This window comes from Prevotella marseillensis, from assembly GCF_900625065.1.
Classification (GTDB): Bacteria; Bacteroidota; Bacteroidia; order Bacteroidales; family Bacteroidaceae; genus Prevotella; species Prevotella rara.
Genome location: NZ_UYXY01000001.1, coordinates 3,099,013 through 3,116,022, shown reverse-complemented (window position 1 = coordinate 3,116,022; position 17,010 = coordinate 3,099,013). Strand labels below are relative to the sequence as shown.

10 protein-coding genes are annotated in these 17,010 nt (G+C 47.9%); all 10 read right to left on the bottom strand.

Annotated features, from left to right (window positions below):
* Positions 1 to 13 precede the first annotated feature (13 nt).
* Positions 14 to 1,939 (bottom strand): DUF262 domain-containing protein, encoded by a 1,926-nt coding sequence (locus EJL04_RS12450; RefSeq protein WP_125105137.1) that lies wholly within the window; start codon positions 1,937 to 1,939, stop codon positions 14 to 16.
* 28 nt (positions 1,940 to 1,967) lie between these two features.
* Entirely contained in the window at positions 1,968 to 3,101 is a 1,134-nt protein-coding gene (locus EJL04_RS12445) for an AAA family ATPase (RefSeq protein WP_125105136.1), read from the bottom strand.
* Between the two features lie 548 nt (positions 3,102 to 3,649).
* A complete protein-coding gene (locus tag EJL04_RS12440; RefSeq protein ID WP_125105135.1) occupies positions 3,650 to 4,624 on the bottom strand; it encodes a serine/threonine protein kinase in 975 nt (324 codons plus the stop codon).
* Positions 4,621 to 5,202 (bottom strand): hypothetical protein, encoded by a 582-nt coding sequence (locus EJL04_RS12435; RefSeq protein ID WP_053397623.1) that lies wholly within the window; start codon positions 5,200 to 5,202, stop codon positions 4,621 to 4,623. Before EJL04_RS12435 ends, EJL04_RS12440 begins: the two co-directional genes overlap by 4 nt.
* A 40-nt stretch (positions 5,203 to 5,242) precedes the next feature.
* Complete coding sequence (locus tag EJL04_RS12430) at positions 5,243 to 6,871, bottom strand: leucine-rich repeat protein (RefSeq protein WP_125105134.1); 1,629 nt, start codon at positions 6,869 to 6,871, stop codon at positions 5,243 to 5,245.
* Positions 6,868 to 7,845: a hypothetical protein gene (locus tag EJL04_RS12425; RefSeq protein WP_053397625.1), complete on the bottom strand. Its 978-nt coding sequence runs from the start codon at positions 7,843 to 7,845 to the stop codon at positions 6,868 to 6,870. The genes EJL04_RS12430 and EJL04_RS12425 overlap by 4 nt, the downstream gene beginning before the upstream one ends.
* 53 nt (positions 7,846 to 7,898) lie before the next feature.
* Positions 7,899 to 8,930, bottom strand: coding sequence for a hypothetical protein (locus EJL04_RS12420; RefSeq protein ID WP_125105133.1), 1,032 nt, complete (start codon positions 8,928 to 8,930; stop codon positions 7,899 to 7,901).
* Between the two features lie 21 nt (positions 8,931 to 8,951).
* Positions 8,952 to 9,818: a fimbrillin family protein gene (locus EJL04_RS12415; protein ID WP_125105132.1), complete on the bottom strand. Its 867-nt coding sequence runs from the start codon at positions 9,816 to 9,818 to the stop codon at positions 8,952 to 8,954.
* Between the two features lie 80 nt (positions 9,819 to 9,898).
* Positions 9,899 to 13,402 (bottom strand): leucine-rich repeat protein, encoded by a 3,504-nt coding sequence (locus tag EJL04_RS12410; protein ID WP_125105131.1) that lies wholly within the window; start codon positions 13,400 to 13,402, stop codon positions 9,899 to 9,901.
* A 61-nt stretch (positions 13,403 to 13,463) separates the two neighbouring features.
* Positions 13,464 to 16,952, bottom strand: a complete 3,489-nt coding sequence (locus EJL04_RS12405) for a leucine-rich repeat protein (RefSeq protein WP_125105130.1) — start codon at positions 16,950 to 16,952, stop codon at positions 13,464 to 13,466.
* Positions 16,953 to 17,010 lie beyond the last annotated feature (58 nt).

The following is a 17,010-nucleotide window of genomic DNA, read 5'->3' as shown; positions in this document are numbered from 1 at the left end:
CTCAATCCTTCTGTTATAGTTTATCAATCTTTTCTTTCTGGTCTTCTATAAAATCAGCGATAGACAAAACATTATTTATATCCATAAGATATGCTTTGGCATCTTGTCTTTCCCAGCAACGCAAAACATTTGTCTGTTGATTATAGTATTTTAAGAAAACATTCTTTGTACATGGAGGTATGAATGAAACTCCATTTTCCCCCTTATCCTTTTGAATAATCCTTCGCCTTTTTGCGGGAAAAATCGCATTACCATAACTTCTATTTGTGCTGGAATCAAGCAAGCAATAATTCCAAATCAAATTTTTCTGATTGATGTCACCTTCTTTTTTAGGTTCTTGTAATCTTTCACAGCCCTTATTTATATATTGATCAATTTTGAATGCCAAATTATCAAAGTCCTCCGGTTGATCTTTTGCCTTAATAAATTGAAGAATCTCTCTTTTTATATTATCATCACTAATTTCTTTCAAACAATCAGTTAGCCATTCCTTTTGGTCACTGAACTTGATTAAGGGGTTAGTGGTATCAGAGTCAATATGCTCCATATCCCAACTTTCTTTCTTCATTAAATGAAAAGGGAATTTATAGAATATAGACATGCCATATTTATTTTCTTCCAACTTCTTGTTTTGAGCAATAACTGTTTGGAGATTATAAAGAAGTAAAATCGGATAACATGCGGTTTTGGGCTTACCTTTTTCATATTCCTGTTGTAAATTATTGCAACTTTTTAGATTGTCTTTGATTCTTATCTTTACATAATTTACAAACGACTCTTTTTCTCCATCGTATTTTTTTATCAAAGATTCAATCTTTTCGCCTCTTTCTACTAAGAAACCAACATAATGATATAATTCCAAATCATTAAACCACTCTTTGAAGATCAGGAAATAACGTTTGATAATTAGCCAAGTTTGTCTAAGCCACTCTGAATCTATTTTATGCTTGTTCAGATTAAAATAAAGATAGAAGTAACGGAAAATAGTGTGCTCGTCAATGCCAATTTCTTCGCTATATTTTTCATTCACTATTTTTTTTAATTCCTTCTCATCGAGATTTATATTGGATATCTTGGTATTTTCGGTTAATAATTCTTTTAATTCTAACGCATCTTGTTTTCTTATCAAATCAAAGATATAATCAATTCTCGTAGGTTTGGAGTATTTAAGCTCATTTTGAATAAACAGCCAAAATTCGTCGTTCTGCAATGTGTATTCAATCTCATCCCATTCGTTCGCGATTTCAATTTGTTGTAATCTGACAGAGTCTTGGTCTTGATTTTTGAAATTCGACGCATTCAAGAACAATGCCTTGATAAGTTCCGAATCGGTCAATGCAATCTTGCCAATATTTAGACGAGTAAAGACTTCGATAGGATGCGCTTCTTTGGTCTCATACCAGATAAATTGAACTTTTGATTTTATTGTTTCAAGAAACATCGTTTTTAAACTTTCATCCTTCCCATTGAACCAATTGCTAATTGTGACATAAGCTTTGTGCATGTGGTAAAAATCAATATTGCTTTCAGCTTCGGCATTATTTTTTATGGAAATATCATTTAGAAAATCTTTTGACTCTGTACGTGTTTCATATTCTAGTTCATAAGATTTTTCTTGCAAAACGGTTAAAATGATTTTGATTGTTGTCAATCTTTGCTGGCCATCAATAACCTCCCAAGAACCTAATAGAAATTGCTTTACCTCATCTATACTATTAGCCTTCTTAATTTTCGAGAGTATATCTTGGTCTCGTTCTTTAACTACCAATGGCTGAATGCAGTATATATTATTTGTTCCGTTGTCAATAAATTCCTTTATGTCATTCAACAGGTCTTTTACTTGTTGTTCGGTCCAGCGATAACCACGTTGGTAACTTGGTATAAAGAACTTCATTCCAAGTAAATTACGAACAGATTTTAAGGTTATGTCATTTGGCATATTAATCATAAAGTTTTTTAATTATAAATCATTTTGCGAAATATTCAGTCTTCAACCAATAGGCATAAATCGGATCCTGGAATGAGATTTCACCGGCCTTATTATCCAATATATCATTCTTGATAAGAGCTGCCTTTGAACGGGATATTGAGGTCGTTGAAGAGATTTGATAGCGATGCATCACTTCAGTCGAACTGATGGCTTTTTCGCCGGCTATAAGGGCTTTAAGATAGTTCAGCTGCTGTGTCGTAAGTGTCTCAGTGATTGTTACGAACAGCAGACTTAACTGCTCCACTAATGCCGTGTGTGCCTCACGCACAATCTCAACAGTACATACATCCTTTGTTCTGAGCCATGAAAGCTGTGCCAGCTGTTGTGCGTAGTATGGATGGTTATCCACGAGCTTTGCTATCAAATGGCTTGCTTCATCGTCGATGTTCTTGCCTGTATCAGCGAAACGACTCTTGAAGAATTCCACGAGGCAAGGCGTTTCAATCTTATTTAGAAACATCAGATTACCGAACTTATAGAATGGTTTGGACGAGTCGCTAAAAACTTCCATCATCATGTGGCGTTTGCTACCATAGAGACAATAGGCCACATTCTGGTGCAGCTGCCAATGGGAACGCAACTTCTTTTGGAAATAGTCTGGGTCAGTAAATTCTGCGATATTTTGGAACTCATCTACGCAAATCACGATTTTCAGCCCCTTTTTCCTGGCAATCTTTTCGGCAAGGTCGAGCACTTCATCGGGGTTGCGCTTTACCTCCTCCCAATCAAAGTCGATTGAAATCTCATTGGTGGGGTCCATACCGATTGTTATCTTGGGGACAAGATGCGAAAAGAAACTCTTCGCGCTCTCTATTGCTTCCTCCCATTTTGAGGAAGTGGCGGCAATAACCTTCTGGGCGAGCAGTGAATAGAAATGCTCCTCGCTACGAACATTGAAAAGGTCGATATGGCAGATTCGGAGGTTGCAGTCCTGCGCCATCGCTAACTTTGCAGCCTTATTTACAAGTGAACTCTTACCCCAGCGACGAGGAGATATAATAATTGTATTGATTAACGACGTAAAGCTCTGAAGCAGGTCGGCTGTTTCTTTCTCACGGTCGGTAAAATTCTTCTCGGTAGCAATCTTTCCAAATATAAACGGAGTTTCCATAACGCTCTATTTTTGATTTCCAACACAAATATAATACATAAAATGTAATTACAAAAATTGTTGCAACAAAAAGTGTATATACATTTTTTGTAGTATTTTAATGGCCAGCATCGTTTTTATATAAATATCAGGCCAAAGATTGTACAACCATAATGGGCTGGAGCATTTGTATAGAAACAATATATTGTTTGTTAGAGGTGAAATACGAACCCTATGAATAAAATAATAGTGTTTAGTATTTTTCGAAAATTTATAAGCGGACAAAAAGACGGCTGAAAAACATGAATGCACAAAATAGATAAAGCTATGCGCAGGATAATGACTGATTGTGGTTAAAATCATCATTATCCGATTCTTCGTATTCTAACTCACAAGATGTATCGTTCGGAGGGATATTATGTCGTTCTATTTCGCCTTCAAACCGACAGGTATAAATAGAGCCTTGGGAGCGAAACTTCGCTCGCCTTACCACGTAGGAAAAAATACTATTTACGCCTATTTGCCGGGGGAGACTACGGAAGAAGATGTAAATTGTCTGGGGACTGGCTCTACTTTTCACCGCGTTCGGGCCACAGGGTGTAGTCTAAGGCGCGGTTGCTGTCGGGAGCAATCTCTATCGGAGCGTTGTCCTGCCGTGCGTCGTCTGATGCCGTGGAACGGTTGTAGAGCGTAACAGCCACATAAGCAGTGAGCGCAGCAACAACTAATGCCAGCAATGCAACCACGATGCGCTGCCGGTTGTCTGTGCGCGGCAGCGACATCACGGCCGACATGTCTGCCGGACGCTCAGAGGCGTTGCGCCGGGTGCAGGCTGCAGCTATACGGCGCAGATAGGCGTCGCCAGTAAGCCGGGCCATGTCTCTTACCACCATTCCGAACGAATAGATGTCGGGCTTGGCGTCGGGCTGAAGCTGCTCCGGGGCGATGTAGCCCGATGAGCCGGCAGGACATTTCAGCACGTTGAAATAGTCGCTGTCCGACAGGCTGAAGTCTATCAGCTTGGTGTTGTGGCCGTTGTGCGTTATCATTATGTTCGAAGGCTTCAGGTCGCGGTGTATTATCTGCTTGCTGTGTATGTATCCGAGCGCATCGGCCAGCTGCTCGGTTACTCTGCGCGCCATGTCGGGCGTCAGCATCTTGCTGTCAATGAGGCTCTTCAGTGTGTCGCCGTCGATATATTCCATAACGATGACCGTGCCCAGCTCTGCCACCTCCTCCATGCTTATGGTGCGGCAGATATGCGGATGGTCCATTTGCAGTCCTATCTCAAACTCCTTGGCAAGGGCCTGACGGTAGACGGGCGTGTAGGCAAAGTCGGGCTTCAGGCATTTCAGCGTATAGCGCTTGCCGAAGCGTGTGGCTGTCAGCAGGCGCGTGTGTCCCGACCTCGACACATAGAACTCGCTTATGTCTCTGAAGGCGTTCTGCACGGGTATGCGCACGGCGCTGTCCATCTCGCCGTATATGTCGCTCATGTATCCTGAGGGGCTGTCGTCCAATATTTCGGTGTCTGAATTGTTCATTTCTCGATGTTGATGACGTTAATTATGGTTAGTCCGCCGTTGCGGCCTGCCACAAAGGGCGCCGTGCGGCCGTCAGGTCGCTCGATGTAGGGCAGATAGAGCGGCTGCTCCTTGATGAAGCATCCTGTGACGAAGCTGTCGCCGGGCACGAGCTTGCTGTTCTGCGACAACACCACCTCATAGCGGCTCTCACCCACGTAGCGCAGGCGCACCAGGCGGTTGGGGCTCCAGCCTATCTCCACCTCAGTTCCGGCATCGAGCTCGTTGCTGATAAGCTGCTTGGCGTTGAAGAACGACGAGTTGTAGCGTGTGCTTGTCTTGAGCCACGAAACGAAGGCGTAATAGTTGGCATGGCCAAGATACTGGGCCAGGATGTCGAGCGTAAACATGCGCGGCTTATGGCTGTCGTTGACATATCCCCAGAGCCTCTTGAGCGTCGACGCGGACACGTTCTGTCCGGTGTCGTGGCTCAGATGAACCGAAAACTCCTCAAAGTCGGTTGTCGTGCCGAGCGTCTTTCCATATTTCTGTTCAATGAGCAGCTTCAGCTCCTCTATTTCAGGTGTATTCATTGTCATAAACTTAAATGCTGTTTTGTTTGTAAATGAGCAGCACGCGTCATTCCTCTACGATTGTACCGAAGCGCTTCCAGCTCGAGTCAGCACGATAGAAGTTGCGCCGTCCCTTGGGCACGTGCAGCGTGCATGTTGGCAGAAAGTCGGGCGTGCTGGTCAGGGCGTTGCTGTTGCACACGGGCGGATACTGTGCGTCGACATACAGATGCTCAAGCGGACAGCCGTCGAACACATAGTCGGATATCAGCTCTGTGGCTGCACCGAGGCGCACCGTGGTGAGCTTGTCGCACTTCTGGAAGGTGGCTGTGGGTATGAGTCTAAGCCCTGACGGCATGACCACTTCCTCTACGCTGCTGTCGTAGAACACGGCCTGCCCTATCTCCGTGAGGTTGTCGGGCAGGGTGAAGCGTGTTATGTGGCAACCCTGGAAGGCATAGTCGCCTATGGCCTTGACAGTAGACGGCAGCGTATAGTCGCCCTGCTTGCCTATGGGGAACCACAGTATCTCTGTGGCACCGGCGTCGAACAGCACTCCGTCTATGCTGCTGTATGCAGTGTTGGCGGCCGACACGTTGATGGCGGCGAGCGCCGTGCAGCCCGACGACGGACTGATGTCGGTGGCTGATGCCGGTATGGTTATCTCTCTGAGCGCCGTGCAGTTCATGAAGGCGTCTTTCTCTATCTTGACGGCATCGGAAGGCAGAGTAACGCTTGTAAGCAGGGTGCAGTCGGCAAAGAGGCCGTAACCCACTACATTATTCTCGGTGTATCGCGACGAGCCGTACACTCCTCCGCCCTCCACGATATGGGCGTCGGCCATGTTTACCTGTGCAAGGCGGCCAGCCGTGGCAGAGCCATCGATGTCGCGTCCCATCATCTGGCGCAGGCACCGCAGGTCGTCGCCGTTCATAGGGCCGGCAATAGACAACGTAATATACTCGTATTTGCTGTCACCCATAAGCTCTTCAAACTCGCCCGCATCGGCCAGCAGAACAGCGTCAGACGTGGTTATGGTCAGCGCCTCGCCCACGCTCTCGCCCTCGCCGTTGGCGGCGTAGGCCTTTATCTCGTAGGTGGCGTTCTGGCGCAGTCCGCCTATGCGCACCCTCATGCCAACGCCTTCAGCGCCCGGCGTCTCAGCCTCTACGCTCTGCGTGTCGCCTGTCTCAATGTCGGTTACGTAGCATCCCGTGGAGGTTATGGTCTCGTTGCCGTCGTCCGTTATTTCATATTCTACAATGACGCTCATTGGGCCTTGACTCAGCACTGTCGGCACGCCCACCGTGGGCCTATCGTTTGGCACGGTTACAAAGGTCATCGTGTTGCCATGCAGCTCCACGCGGCCATTGGTAGCATGAAGTCTGTAGTAGTACATCGTGCCCGGCTGAAGCCCCGTCAGTTGCATTTTCACCTTGTTGCCGTCGGGGGCAAGCACACCCGTGGTGTGGTCCATCTGGTCTGTCGTGCCGTATCTGAAGCGCAGCTCCGGCATGTCGGTGCTTCCCTGCAGCACCACCTCGCCTGCGATGACGGCCTCTGTGCGCGTTACGCCCGAAGCCTCACCCGTTACGAGGCGCGGCTCAAAGTTATCCGGAGCCTCATCGCTGCTGCATGCGGCCAGCGTCAGCAGCAGCGCTATCAGTGTGGTGAGTGATAATATCCTTGTCTTCATCTTTTGCCAATGTTAATGCCTACACCTATGCAGCCCTGCCACTGGCGTCCGGCTATTGTTACGGCAGATGCCGACACGCTTATCCGTCCGAACGACAGCACCACGCCAAGCTCGGCTGCAAGGCCTTTGTGTGTCAGGCCGTCGTTGAGCGCAAGTCCGCCTCCTTCGCTCTCAGCCAGCTCCCATGCCGTGGCCGTGCGGCCATAGCCAATGCCCTCAAACAGGCTGACCATGCGCCCGAGGCGGTGTATCGCTCCGGCCGTCACGGTGTATGTCGAGTGGCGTGTCTGTCCTGTGTAATATGGTTTTATGCTGCTTCCGTCGGTAAATCCTTCCTTGTCGCAGGTGGTTACGGTCTTGCCTATGCTGCGCAGGTCGGCACTTGCATGAACGAAGAAGCCATGGCGGCGCATTAATGCCACCATGACACCCCACGAAGGTCCGTTTTCGTGCATCGAAACTGTAAACAGGGCATGAGTCCTGAGCGGCAGCTTCGGCCGCCGCTTCTTCACGGCTATTGTGTCGACGATGGTCTTTGTCAGCACAATAGTGTCGTGCTTAAGGGCTATGTCAGGCTTGGGCGAGTTGATGACCATCTCGTAGGTCATGTGGCTCTCAAGCGGTTTCTCAAACTTATAGTCGCGCATGACGCCCCATTCAGGATGTTTTATGGTAATCTTTTTTGTGCCTTTGGGCAGATAAAGCCATATCTCGCCTACATTGTCCTTACGCATGACAATGCCCAAAGGCGACGAGAAGGCATATTCGGGCGTGGCCGTAACCTTCAGCAGGGCGCACGCCTCGTCGTTGAGGTCGCGCACCGGAGTGATAAAGGCGCTCACGTCGTTGGGCAAGACGCGAAACTTAGTCACGCTGAACTGCTGTGCCAGGGCCGTGCCGCAGCCTGCCATGCAGAGCATGAGCGTCAGCAGCAGTGCCTTTAACGTGCGTATATGTAACATCTTGCCTGTCATATAGGTTTGTTTAAAGTGATAATGTCGTTTGTCTTAGCTTAACTTGTCTTTAGTTACTCCAGGTTGAAGTCTCTGATGTTCATCACTTCGTTATCATCGCTGATGGTCTCTGTCGGCTGCCATGTGCGCACATGTATCAGCGGCATCGACTCATTGCGGAAGTCCCAGAGCAGGAAGAGGTAGCCGTCGTCAGCATAGCGGTCGCTCTTGTACTGCTGGCGGAGGCTGACGCCGTAGATGCCGTCCATTGTTGGATGGCGCATTATGCGGAAGTCGGAGAACTTTACGCTTATGTTCTTGCTGGCGGCAAAAGCCTTGCTTAGCCGCGATATGTATTCTTTCTTGGTGCGGATGTTATACTCAACACGCGACGCCGGCATAAACTTGCCTTCGCTGCCGGCCTTGGTCTTGACCACGTTGCCCACGATGATGAGGGCCTGCTCGCTGAACACCTGGCGCAGAAAGTCGATGTCCTTGGTGGTGTAAGCCATGCGGAAGTGTTCGCAGTAGTTGAGTATCACGCGGCGGCGCTGGGCGTCGTCAACCGACAGTTTGCCTGCAAGGATCTTGGCAGCCTCCTTATAGAAAGGATTGCTGCGTGCCATTTGTTTCAGGTCGCCGTCGGTCATGCTGCCCGACCTGTCTGCCTTGCCGCTATTCTGTCCGCCTTCGTATGTGCTCTGTCCAGGCGCCTGCGCCATGGTGCTGCTCTCCTCTTGCTCAACCGTAGAGGGTATGCCGGTGCCTGTGCTGAAGAACGTAACGTTGCCGTTGCGGTCGACAAATCCCTCACGGTCTGTGCCGTTCTCGCGGAAGCGCAGCTGTCCGTTGCGGTAGCGCACGTCGAACATGCAGTTGCGCAGCGGTATGGCGAAGAGCAGTCTGTCGTTTTCGTCTACCACCGCAAAGGTCTCATATCCCTTGCCGTCAACGCGGCCAACAAGCTCGAGCCCCTCATGCAGCCCGTATCTGTTGATGTTTTTTTTGCTGTCAGTCTGTCCGAGGGTGGGCTGCAGCCCCAAAGCCACAGCCACACCCCCTAAAATGAGAGTTAGTATGGATAGTATATATATTGTCGCTTTCATTCAAGTTGATAACCGGCAAGACTATTGCCAACCGACAATCTCGCCTCCTATTTCAATTTTAATCTGTTCAGGGTTGCCTGATATGATGAAGTTTACAAGATGTTCCGTGCCGGGCTTAAACTGGAACGTGCTCTCGTAGAGATACGACACGCCGTCCATCACAACCTCTATCAGCGGCATGCGGTTGGCCACGCGCTGAGGCACTATTATGGCCGAATAGATATAACTGCTCATCTGTCGGGCCCTTATCGTGGTGCCGTTGCCCCTTACATATTTTGTGGCAACGCCGGCACTTAGGTCTATGGTCGACTCAGGCACAGTGTTGTGCACATACACCTCGGCGTATGTAGGCATCTCGCCTTCAAAGTCCTCGCCCTTTATCAGGCGTATGGTGAGCTTGCTCATTATGTGCTTGAAGGCCAGGGTTACGGGAGAATTTGACGCGCTGACGTTGTTGGTCTGTGCATACAGGAAGTCGCTGGCCTCATAGCCGTCGGCCGTGCTCTGGTCGGTCTGCACGCTGAAGGGCAGGTCCTCGATAGAGCTTACGGACGTCATGTAAGGATAATAGGCATAGAAGTTGTACGTGCCTTCGTCCCAATAGAGCGTGCGGCTTGCGGTCCATGAGCTGCCGCTGCACGTCAGCGGCTCGTTGTTCACAAGATTGCCGCCTATCTCGAGGGGCTTGTCGGTGCTGCTTGCGAACAGACCTATCCTGTCGCCGTTCTCGAATCCCGAGTCGGTCACCCTTGTGCGCTGTGAAGGATGAGTCACCTCAAACCTCATGGGCGTATGCCTTGCGTCTACCGGTGTGTCGTCTTCCTGGCTGCATCCGGCTGCTATCAGCGCAACAAGTGCAAGACCTATATGTATAATACGCTTTTTCATCGTCTTTATTATTTAATTTACTTAAAAATTTATACTAAAATAGTATTATTCACGTTATTCACAATTTCCGTTTCATGTTTTTATCTGTGGCGGCGTGCCTTGCGCATGTTGCTGAGCGGACTGCCCTTATGTATCTTGGGCGGCATGTGCTGTCCGTGCCCGACGCTTACAGAACCGACACCCATGCCGCGGGTGACGATGCCTGCATCACGTTTGTCGTTGGCAACAAACTCCTCGAACGAGAATGTCTCGCCGGCATAGCGTTTGATACGCCTTACGATGCTCTCGCGGCTTATTGTGCTGTAATAAGGAATTTCGTTGTTCATGCATGAGTTCTGCTCTGAACGGAACACGCCGCGACTGTGCATGAATCCGCCTTCATAGATGTCAACAACATCGCTGTAGCGGCTGTCGGAAATAAGGTGGCTCCATGGCACTTCGTGCATCTTGCCCGTAAGCGACAGGTTGTCGTACCAGCCGAGCGACTTTGCCCAGTTGATGGCGTCTACATGGCCGCAGCACGTGCAGTTGCAGAAGTCGATGAAGGCGTTATGGTAGATATACTCGTCGCCAAGCTTGCCGAAGCCGTGACCGCCTGCCTCATGCTGTATCACTCCGCGGGTGTCGAGCGGATAGCCATAGGTGCTCCGCGGACAGAAGGCTATAGCCGAACCATCCTCCCACATCTGGCAGATGCCGCCGTATTCGGTAGTGTTGGGCACAATTATTATCAGTGTCTGGTTCAGGTTGTTCTGATTTACGGTCGGGGCATTAAGAGCATAACTGAATATCTCGTCATAGTCGGCACGCAAGCCGACACCACTGGTGAATGTTGTGCCGAAACGGTTGTAGCGTATGGTGTTCACCGTGCCTATACCGCTCTCGTTAGACATGGCAAAACCTATGTAGATGTTGAAGTATTTTGAGTATGTCTTATAAGGCTCTATGGTTATAAGATATTGAGCAGCCTCTTTCAGGGCAGGAAGACAGTCGCCTTCGGCTATGTCTTTGGCGTTGTATCCGTCGCCTATAATCACAACGTTTATTCCGCCTGTGTTGCCTCGTGTTGCTTTCTGCAGCGTCAGCCACTCGTCTTCACCATAGATGTAGTCATACTGGCTTACGCTGCACGTATGGGTATAGTCTTCATTTTTCAGCTTGAACACCACTTCGCCGGTTCTGTTGCCGGCACCTTTAGACAAAGTGTTTATACTTATGGTCACCTCTGTCTTGCCTTTGCCGCTCATTGGCGACAGCTCACACCAGTCGGGCTTGCTCTCCACTTCCCATTCGCCTTCGGCATCCAGCACCAATGTCTGAGTGTGTCCATTATTCAATGCGCATACCGTAGACGGACGGCATACCAATTCATGATGGGCGGCTATACGCTTGAAGTCGCACCATCCCGGTGCCGCCTGATACTGGGCTATGGCACTTTCGGGCACTTCAAGCGTGAAGTTATCCTTGGCAACACCTTCAAAAGCCGTGCCTTCAACATAGGCAGGCATTTCTCCCTTACATACAATAGAACCTATGCCGTAGCACTCTTTAAAGGCTCCATCTCGCACACTTTCTATACCTTCTGGAAAGACAATTCCTTCCAAAGAACGACAATTAGCAAAAGCCTCTTTGCCAATGCTCGCCACATCCTGCGGAATTTCGAGTGTTCCCATCAGGCGCCAGTTTCCGTAAAAGGCATCTTCGCCTATATAAGTCAGTGAACTCGGAAGTGACAATACGCCGGAAAAATCACATCCAGAGAAAGAATAATCACTGATAATATTTAATTCTTTTGGTAACTTTAAATCACCACGTAAAGGAACATTGTTAAATGCAGACTTTTCAATAGTTGATATTCCGTCATGCAACTGCAGATTACCATTAAATCCACTTCCAGAGAAACATTCTTCAGAAATAATCTTCACACCCTGTGGAATTGTGATGTCGCCAGTCAGATTTTTACAATTCTGAAAAGCTCTTTTTCTAATTTCTTTCAGCTTGTCGGGTAGATGCAGATTTCCATATAGTCCGGAACATCCTTCAAAACTTCTCTCACCGATAAATTCCAATGATTCAGGCAGAATAAGTTCACCGACAAATTTACAGTTAGTGAAAGTTCCATTATACCAAGTAGACTCGAATCCATTACCAAGTTTTTTTAATGTTGATGGAAGGGATAGTGAACCGTTGAATGCACAGTCACCAAATGCTGCAGTCTTGACTTCTGTTACACCTTCTGGAATGATAAGAGAACCTGTCAGATTTTTACAACTTTCAAATGCGCAACTATTTATAATCTTCAAAGTGTCTGGCAATACAAGTCTGTTTAAACTGTTTTTTTCAGCCATGGCACCCTCTGGTATCTCATCCTCGTCATACGTTCTTGGTTGTAAACTTCCTGAGCCATAATGCAATTTGACATCAGTGCGGGATATCTTCACATTTTTCAGGTTGAGAGCCTGTAGTGATGTCATTTCGTCTCTCATAAAGTAGAAATCAACTCCGTTTATCTGTCCCGTTATCTTCAGGTTCTTCAGCTTTGTATAATCCTTGTTGGCAGCAGTGATAGCGTCTTTAAGATGACCGGGGGTAGAGTTGATTATGACATACTCTTTTGCCGTGGCGTTATGGCTTACGAGGTCATTCTCCCATGGCGTGATGCTCTCACTTACAAGTGTGAGGGCATATTGTCCGCTTACAGACTTTTTATCGACGCGGATTGTGAAGTTGCTCATCTTTCCTGCCGTATACGTAAACGCCTCGTTCTTACTGAACTTATAAGGTATTCCGCCGATGGTTATGCTGAACAGCGTGGCGCCTGCCGGTACGGTCTGAGGCACAACTATTGCACGCCACTCGTCGCCTACGCGTGCCGGCATTGTTGATGTCTGCTCTATGCCGCCGCTTGCCTTTACAGTTCCGTCGGCAAGGTTTATCGTAGCCTCGCGTATCAGGTTGGTGGCTAGTACCACACGCTCTGTCTGCTCCCATTCTCCGTCGGCAAAGCCTGTACCCTTTGTGAGGGTTACACGGGCGTTGGCCATGCGGTGAGCCATGGGCAGACGGATAACCTTATCTGTCGGAGCCACGTCGGCCACCTTGCCCCACAGAAAGTCGCTGGCCTCATAGCCGCCCATCGTGCCGTCTTCCGATGGTTTGCTCTGGTCGCGCTCTACGGTGAACGGATAGGCGTCTATGCTCTCGGGACTGCCGAAGGGATAATATCCGTATATGTCCACGTGAGTGTGGTCGTCTTTCCAATAAATATCATAGGCCGAGTTCCATTTATAGGCAGCTTCGTCGAACGTATGGCGTACGTTGTCTGCCCTGTTGCCGTTCAACTGCAGTGTTCCCGGCGTGTTGCCGTTATAGTCGACAATATACACGCCCATCACGTCGCCGTCGGCAAATCCGTTGTCGTTAACTCTCGTAATGGCCAGTTGGTCTATCTCGCCCGACAAAGTTATCTTCTGTCCGTTGCCGCGACCTGTGTCGTCAGTAAACAAATCATCAGAGCATCCTGCCAACAGGTGGCAGAATGCTAATATATATATTAAAATTTTGTATTGGTTCTGTCTTCTCATAATCTTATGGCTTTATCATTTGTTAAGACTTTAGCCGCCATCTATATAGACCCGAACGTGGTCAGCGTCTGTGCCTGCGCGCTTTCCTTATGCTCTTTAGCGGACTGCCCTTATGTATCTTGGGCGGCATCTGTCGTCCGTGATATGTTGATGTTGAGCCTACGCCGCGTGTGGCACTGACTGCGCTGCTTGCATCAGTCTTGTCGTTGGCCACAAATTCCTCAAACGAGAATGTCTCGCCGGCATATTTCTTTATTCGCCTTACTATACTCTCGCGGCTTATGGCGTTGAAGTATGGCACATTGTTGTTCATGCACGAGTTCTGCTCTGAACGGAACACGCCGCGACTGTGCATAAATCCGCCTTCATAAATATCTACAAGATTGCTGTATCGGTTGTCGAATATCAGATGACTCCATGGCACTTCGTGCATCTTGCCCGTAAGTGACAGGTTGTCGTACCAGCCGAGCGACTTTGCCTGATTAATAGCACCCACATGGGAACAACACTTACAAAGACATGCGTCGATGAAGACATTGTGGTATATATACTCGTCGCCAAGCTTGCCGAAGGCATGGCCTCCTGCCTCATGCTGCAAAACTCCACGCGAGTCGTAAGGATATGCGTCTGTGCTACGCGGACAGATTGCTATAGCCGAGCCGTCTTCCCACATCTGCGTTATGCCGCCGTATTCGGTAGTGTTGGGCACAATTATTATCAGCGTCTGGTTCAGGTTGTTCTGATTTACTGTAGGGGCATTGAGAGCATATCTGAATATCTCGTCATAGTCGGCACTTAATCCAGTGCCGCTAGTGAATGTTGTGCCGAAACGGTTGTAGCGTATGGTGTTCACCGAACCTATACCACTCTCGTTAGACATGGCAAAGCCAATGTAGATGTTAAAGTATTTTGAGTATGTCTTATAAGGCTCTATGGTTATAAGATATTGTGCAGCCTCTTTCAGGGCAGGAAGACAGTCGCCTTCGGCTATGTCTTTGGCGTTGAATCCGTCGCCTATAATCACAACATTTATTCCGCCGGTATTGCCTCGTGTCGCCTTCTGCAGCGTCAGCCACTCGTCTTCACCATAGATGTAGTCATACTGGCTTACGCTGCACGTATGGGTATAGTCTTCATTTTTCAGTTTGAACACCACTTCGCCGGTTCTGTTGCCTGCACCTTTCGACAAAGTGTTTATACTTATGGTTACTTCCGTCTTGCCGTTACCGCTCATTGGCGACAGCTCACACCAGTCGGGTTTGCTCTCCACTTCCCATTCGCCTTCAGCATCCAGCACCAATGTCTGCGTATGTCCGTTGTTCAGTGCGCATACCGTAGACGGACGGCATACCAACTCATGATGGGCGGCAATGCGCTTAAACTCATTCCAGCCGGTGGCTGTCTGATATTGTGGAACAGCCGACTCAGGCACTTCAACCGTAAAGTTATCCTTTGGCACGCCGTCGAAAGCACCGCTACCAAGATAAGGTGGAATGTCTCCTTCGCATACGATAGAGCCTATGCCGAAGCAATTTAGAAAGGCACCTTGGCGAATGCTTTCAACATTTTTTGGAATAACTAATCCCTGCAAGCCTGAACAATAACTAAAGGCGTAATCTCCAATAGTCTGTATTTTATCAGGAAATTCCAAAATTCCAAACAACCTACTATTTCCATTAAATGCGTTATTACCAATTGATAATAAACTCTCCGGAAGTTTTAACTCACCAGAAAAAGAGCAACCATCAAAAGCATTATCGCCAATTTTTGTAAGATTCATAGGAAGTATAAGCTCTCCTTTGAAAGAAGTATTCTTAAATGCCGAATGCTCTATTTTTGTAATACCATTATGAAGATAAAGTGTACCATTAAAACCGCAAGCATAAAAAGCCATTTCTGATATTTCTTTAATTTTTTGTGGTATTTTTAAATCACCTTTTAAACTTCCACAAGAATTAAAGGCATAAGGTCCTATATAAGTTAGTTCATCCGGTAAAATTAAATTATTATAAAATCCATTATTATCAGAAAAAGCATAAAACCCTATATATTGTAAATTCATTGGAAGAATTAATTGACAAGTAAAATCACATCCATAAAATGCCTCACGAGAAATATATTTAAGAGTACTTGGTAAAGATAAACTTCCTTTTATACCATTACATTGACTAAAAGCACCACTACCAATTCGTGTTACACCTTCAGGAATGAGCAAAGAGCCCGTTAAATTTGTGCAGTTATCAAATGCGGAAGAACCTATAGCTTCCAATTTATCTGGTAGCACTAGATATAATAATGATTTTTTATCAGACATAGCACCTACTGGTATCACGCCCTCTTTTTCTACATTATCACTTATCCCGTTCCATTCTTGGTTTCCAAACCTTCCATACACTTTGACATCCTTCAAATTCAACGCCTCGAGCTGAGTCATCTCATTTTTCATAAACTCAAAATCTGTTGCGTCTATCTCTCCTGTTATCTTCAGGTTTTTCAGCTTTGTGTAGTCTTTGTTGGCAGCAATTATAGAACTTTTAAGATGTCCGCGTGTCGTGTTTATCACAATATACGCCTTGCCTTCGGCGTCGTGGCTTACGAGGTCGCTCTCCCATGGCGTGATGCTCTCGTTGACGAGCGTAAGAGTGTATTGTCCTGTTTCGGCTTTCTTGTCAACACGGATGGTGAAGTTGCTCATCTTTCCGGCAGTATAGGTGAATGCCTCGTTCTTGCTGAACTTATAAGGTATGCCGCCCACGGTTATAGTGAACAGCGTTGTGCCTGCCGCTACTGTCTGAGGCACAACTATTGCACGCCACTCGTCGCCTACTCTTGCAGGCACTGTGGCCGTAGGCTCTACGCTGCCTTTGGCTTTCACCGTTCCGTCGTTAAGGTTTATCTTTGCCCCTCGTATCAGGTTGGCCACGAGCACAGTGCGCTCTGTCTGCGCCCATTCGCCGGCTGCAAAGCCTGTTCCCTCGGTAAGTGTTACGTGGGCGTTGGCCATACGGTGGGCCATGGGCAGACGTATTACTCTGTCTGTCGGAGCCACGTCGGCCACCTTTCCCCACAGAAAGTCGCTGGCCTCATATCCGCCCATCACGCCGTCCTCCGAAGGCTTGCTCTGGTCGCGCTCCACGGTGAACGGGTAGGCGTCTATGCTCTCCGGACTGCCGAAGGGATAGTATCCGTAGACGTCAATGTGTGTGTGGTCATCTTTCCAGTAGATGTCGTAGGCAGAGTTCCATTTGGCGTTGGCGGCGTCATATGTATGGCGCACGTTGTCTGCCCTGTTGCCGCTCGGCTGCAGAGTGCCGGGCGTGTTGCCGTTATAGTCGACAATATACACGCCCATCACGTCGCCGTCGGCAAACCCGCTGTCGTTTACTCTCGTAACCGCCAGCTGGTCAATCTCGCCCGACAGTGTTATGCGGTTGCCGCTGCCGCGGCTTTCGTCTCCGCCGAAAAGATCGTCAGAACAGCCTGCCAATAAATGACAGACTGTGATTATATATATTAAAAGTTTGTATTGGTTGCTTTTTATGGTAATCATCTGCAGACTTTATTTAATGGCGTTAAATTTTTACATGCTACATTAGTACAACCGACCT

What these genes read in the sequence shown, in the direction of transcription:
- EJL04_RS12415 (WP_125105132.1), bottom strand. Translation starts at nt 9,818, where the DNA reads ATGAAAAAGCGTATTATACATATAGGTCTTGCACTTGTTGCGCTGATA.
- EJL04_RS12440 (WP_125105135.1), bottom strand. Translation starts at nt 4,624, where the DNA reads ATGAACAATTCAGACACCGAAATATTGGACGACAGCCCCTCAGGATAC.
- EJL04_RS12425 (WP_053397625.1), bottom strand. Translation starts at nt 7,845, where the DNA reads ATGACAGGCAAGATGTTACATATACGCACGTTAAAGGCACTGCTGCTG.
- EJL04_RS12445 (WP_125105136.1), bottom strand. Translation starts at nt 3,101, where the DNA reads ATGGAAACTCCGTTTATATTTGGAAAGATTGCTACCGAGAAGAATTTT.
- EJL04_RS12420 (WP_125105133.1), bottom strand. Translation starts at nt 8,930, where the DNA reads ATGAAAGCGACAATATATATACTATCCATACTAACTCTCATTTTAGGG.
- EJL04_RS12450 (WP_125105137.1), bottom strand. Translation starts at nt 1,939, where the DNA reads ATGCCAAATGACATAACCTTAAAATCTGTTCGTAATTTACTTGGAATG.
- EJL04_RS12405 (WP_125105130.1), bottom strand. Translation starts at nt 16,952, where the DNA reads ATGATTACCATAAAAAGCAACCAATACAAACTTTTAATATATATAATC.
- EJL04_RS12410 (WP_125105131.1), bottom strand. Translation starts at nt 13,402, where the DNA reads ATGAGAAGACAGAACCAATACAAAATTTTAATATATATATTAGCATTC.
- EJL04_RS12430 (WP_125105134.1), bottom strand. Translation starts at nt 6,871, where the DNA reads ATGAAGACAAGGATATTATCACTCACCACACTGATAGCGCTGCTGCTG.
- EJL04_RS12435 (WP_053397623.1), bottom strand. Translation starts at nt 5,202, where the DNA reads ATGACAATGAATACACCTGAAATAGAGGAGCTGAAGCTGCTCATTGAA.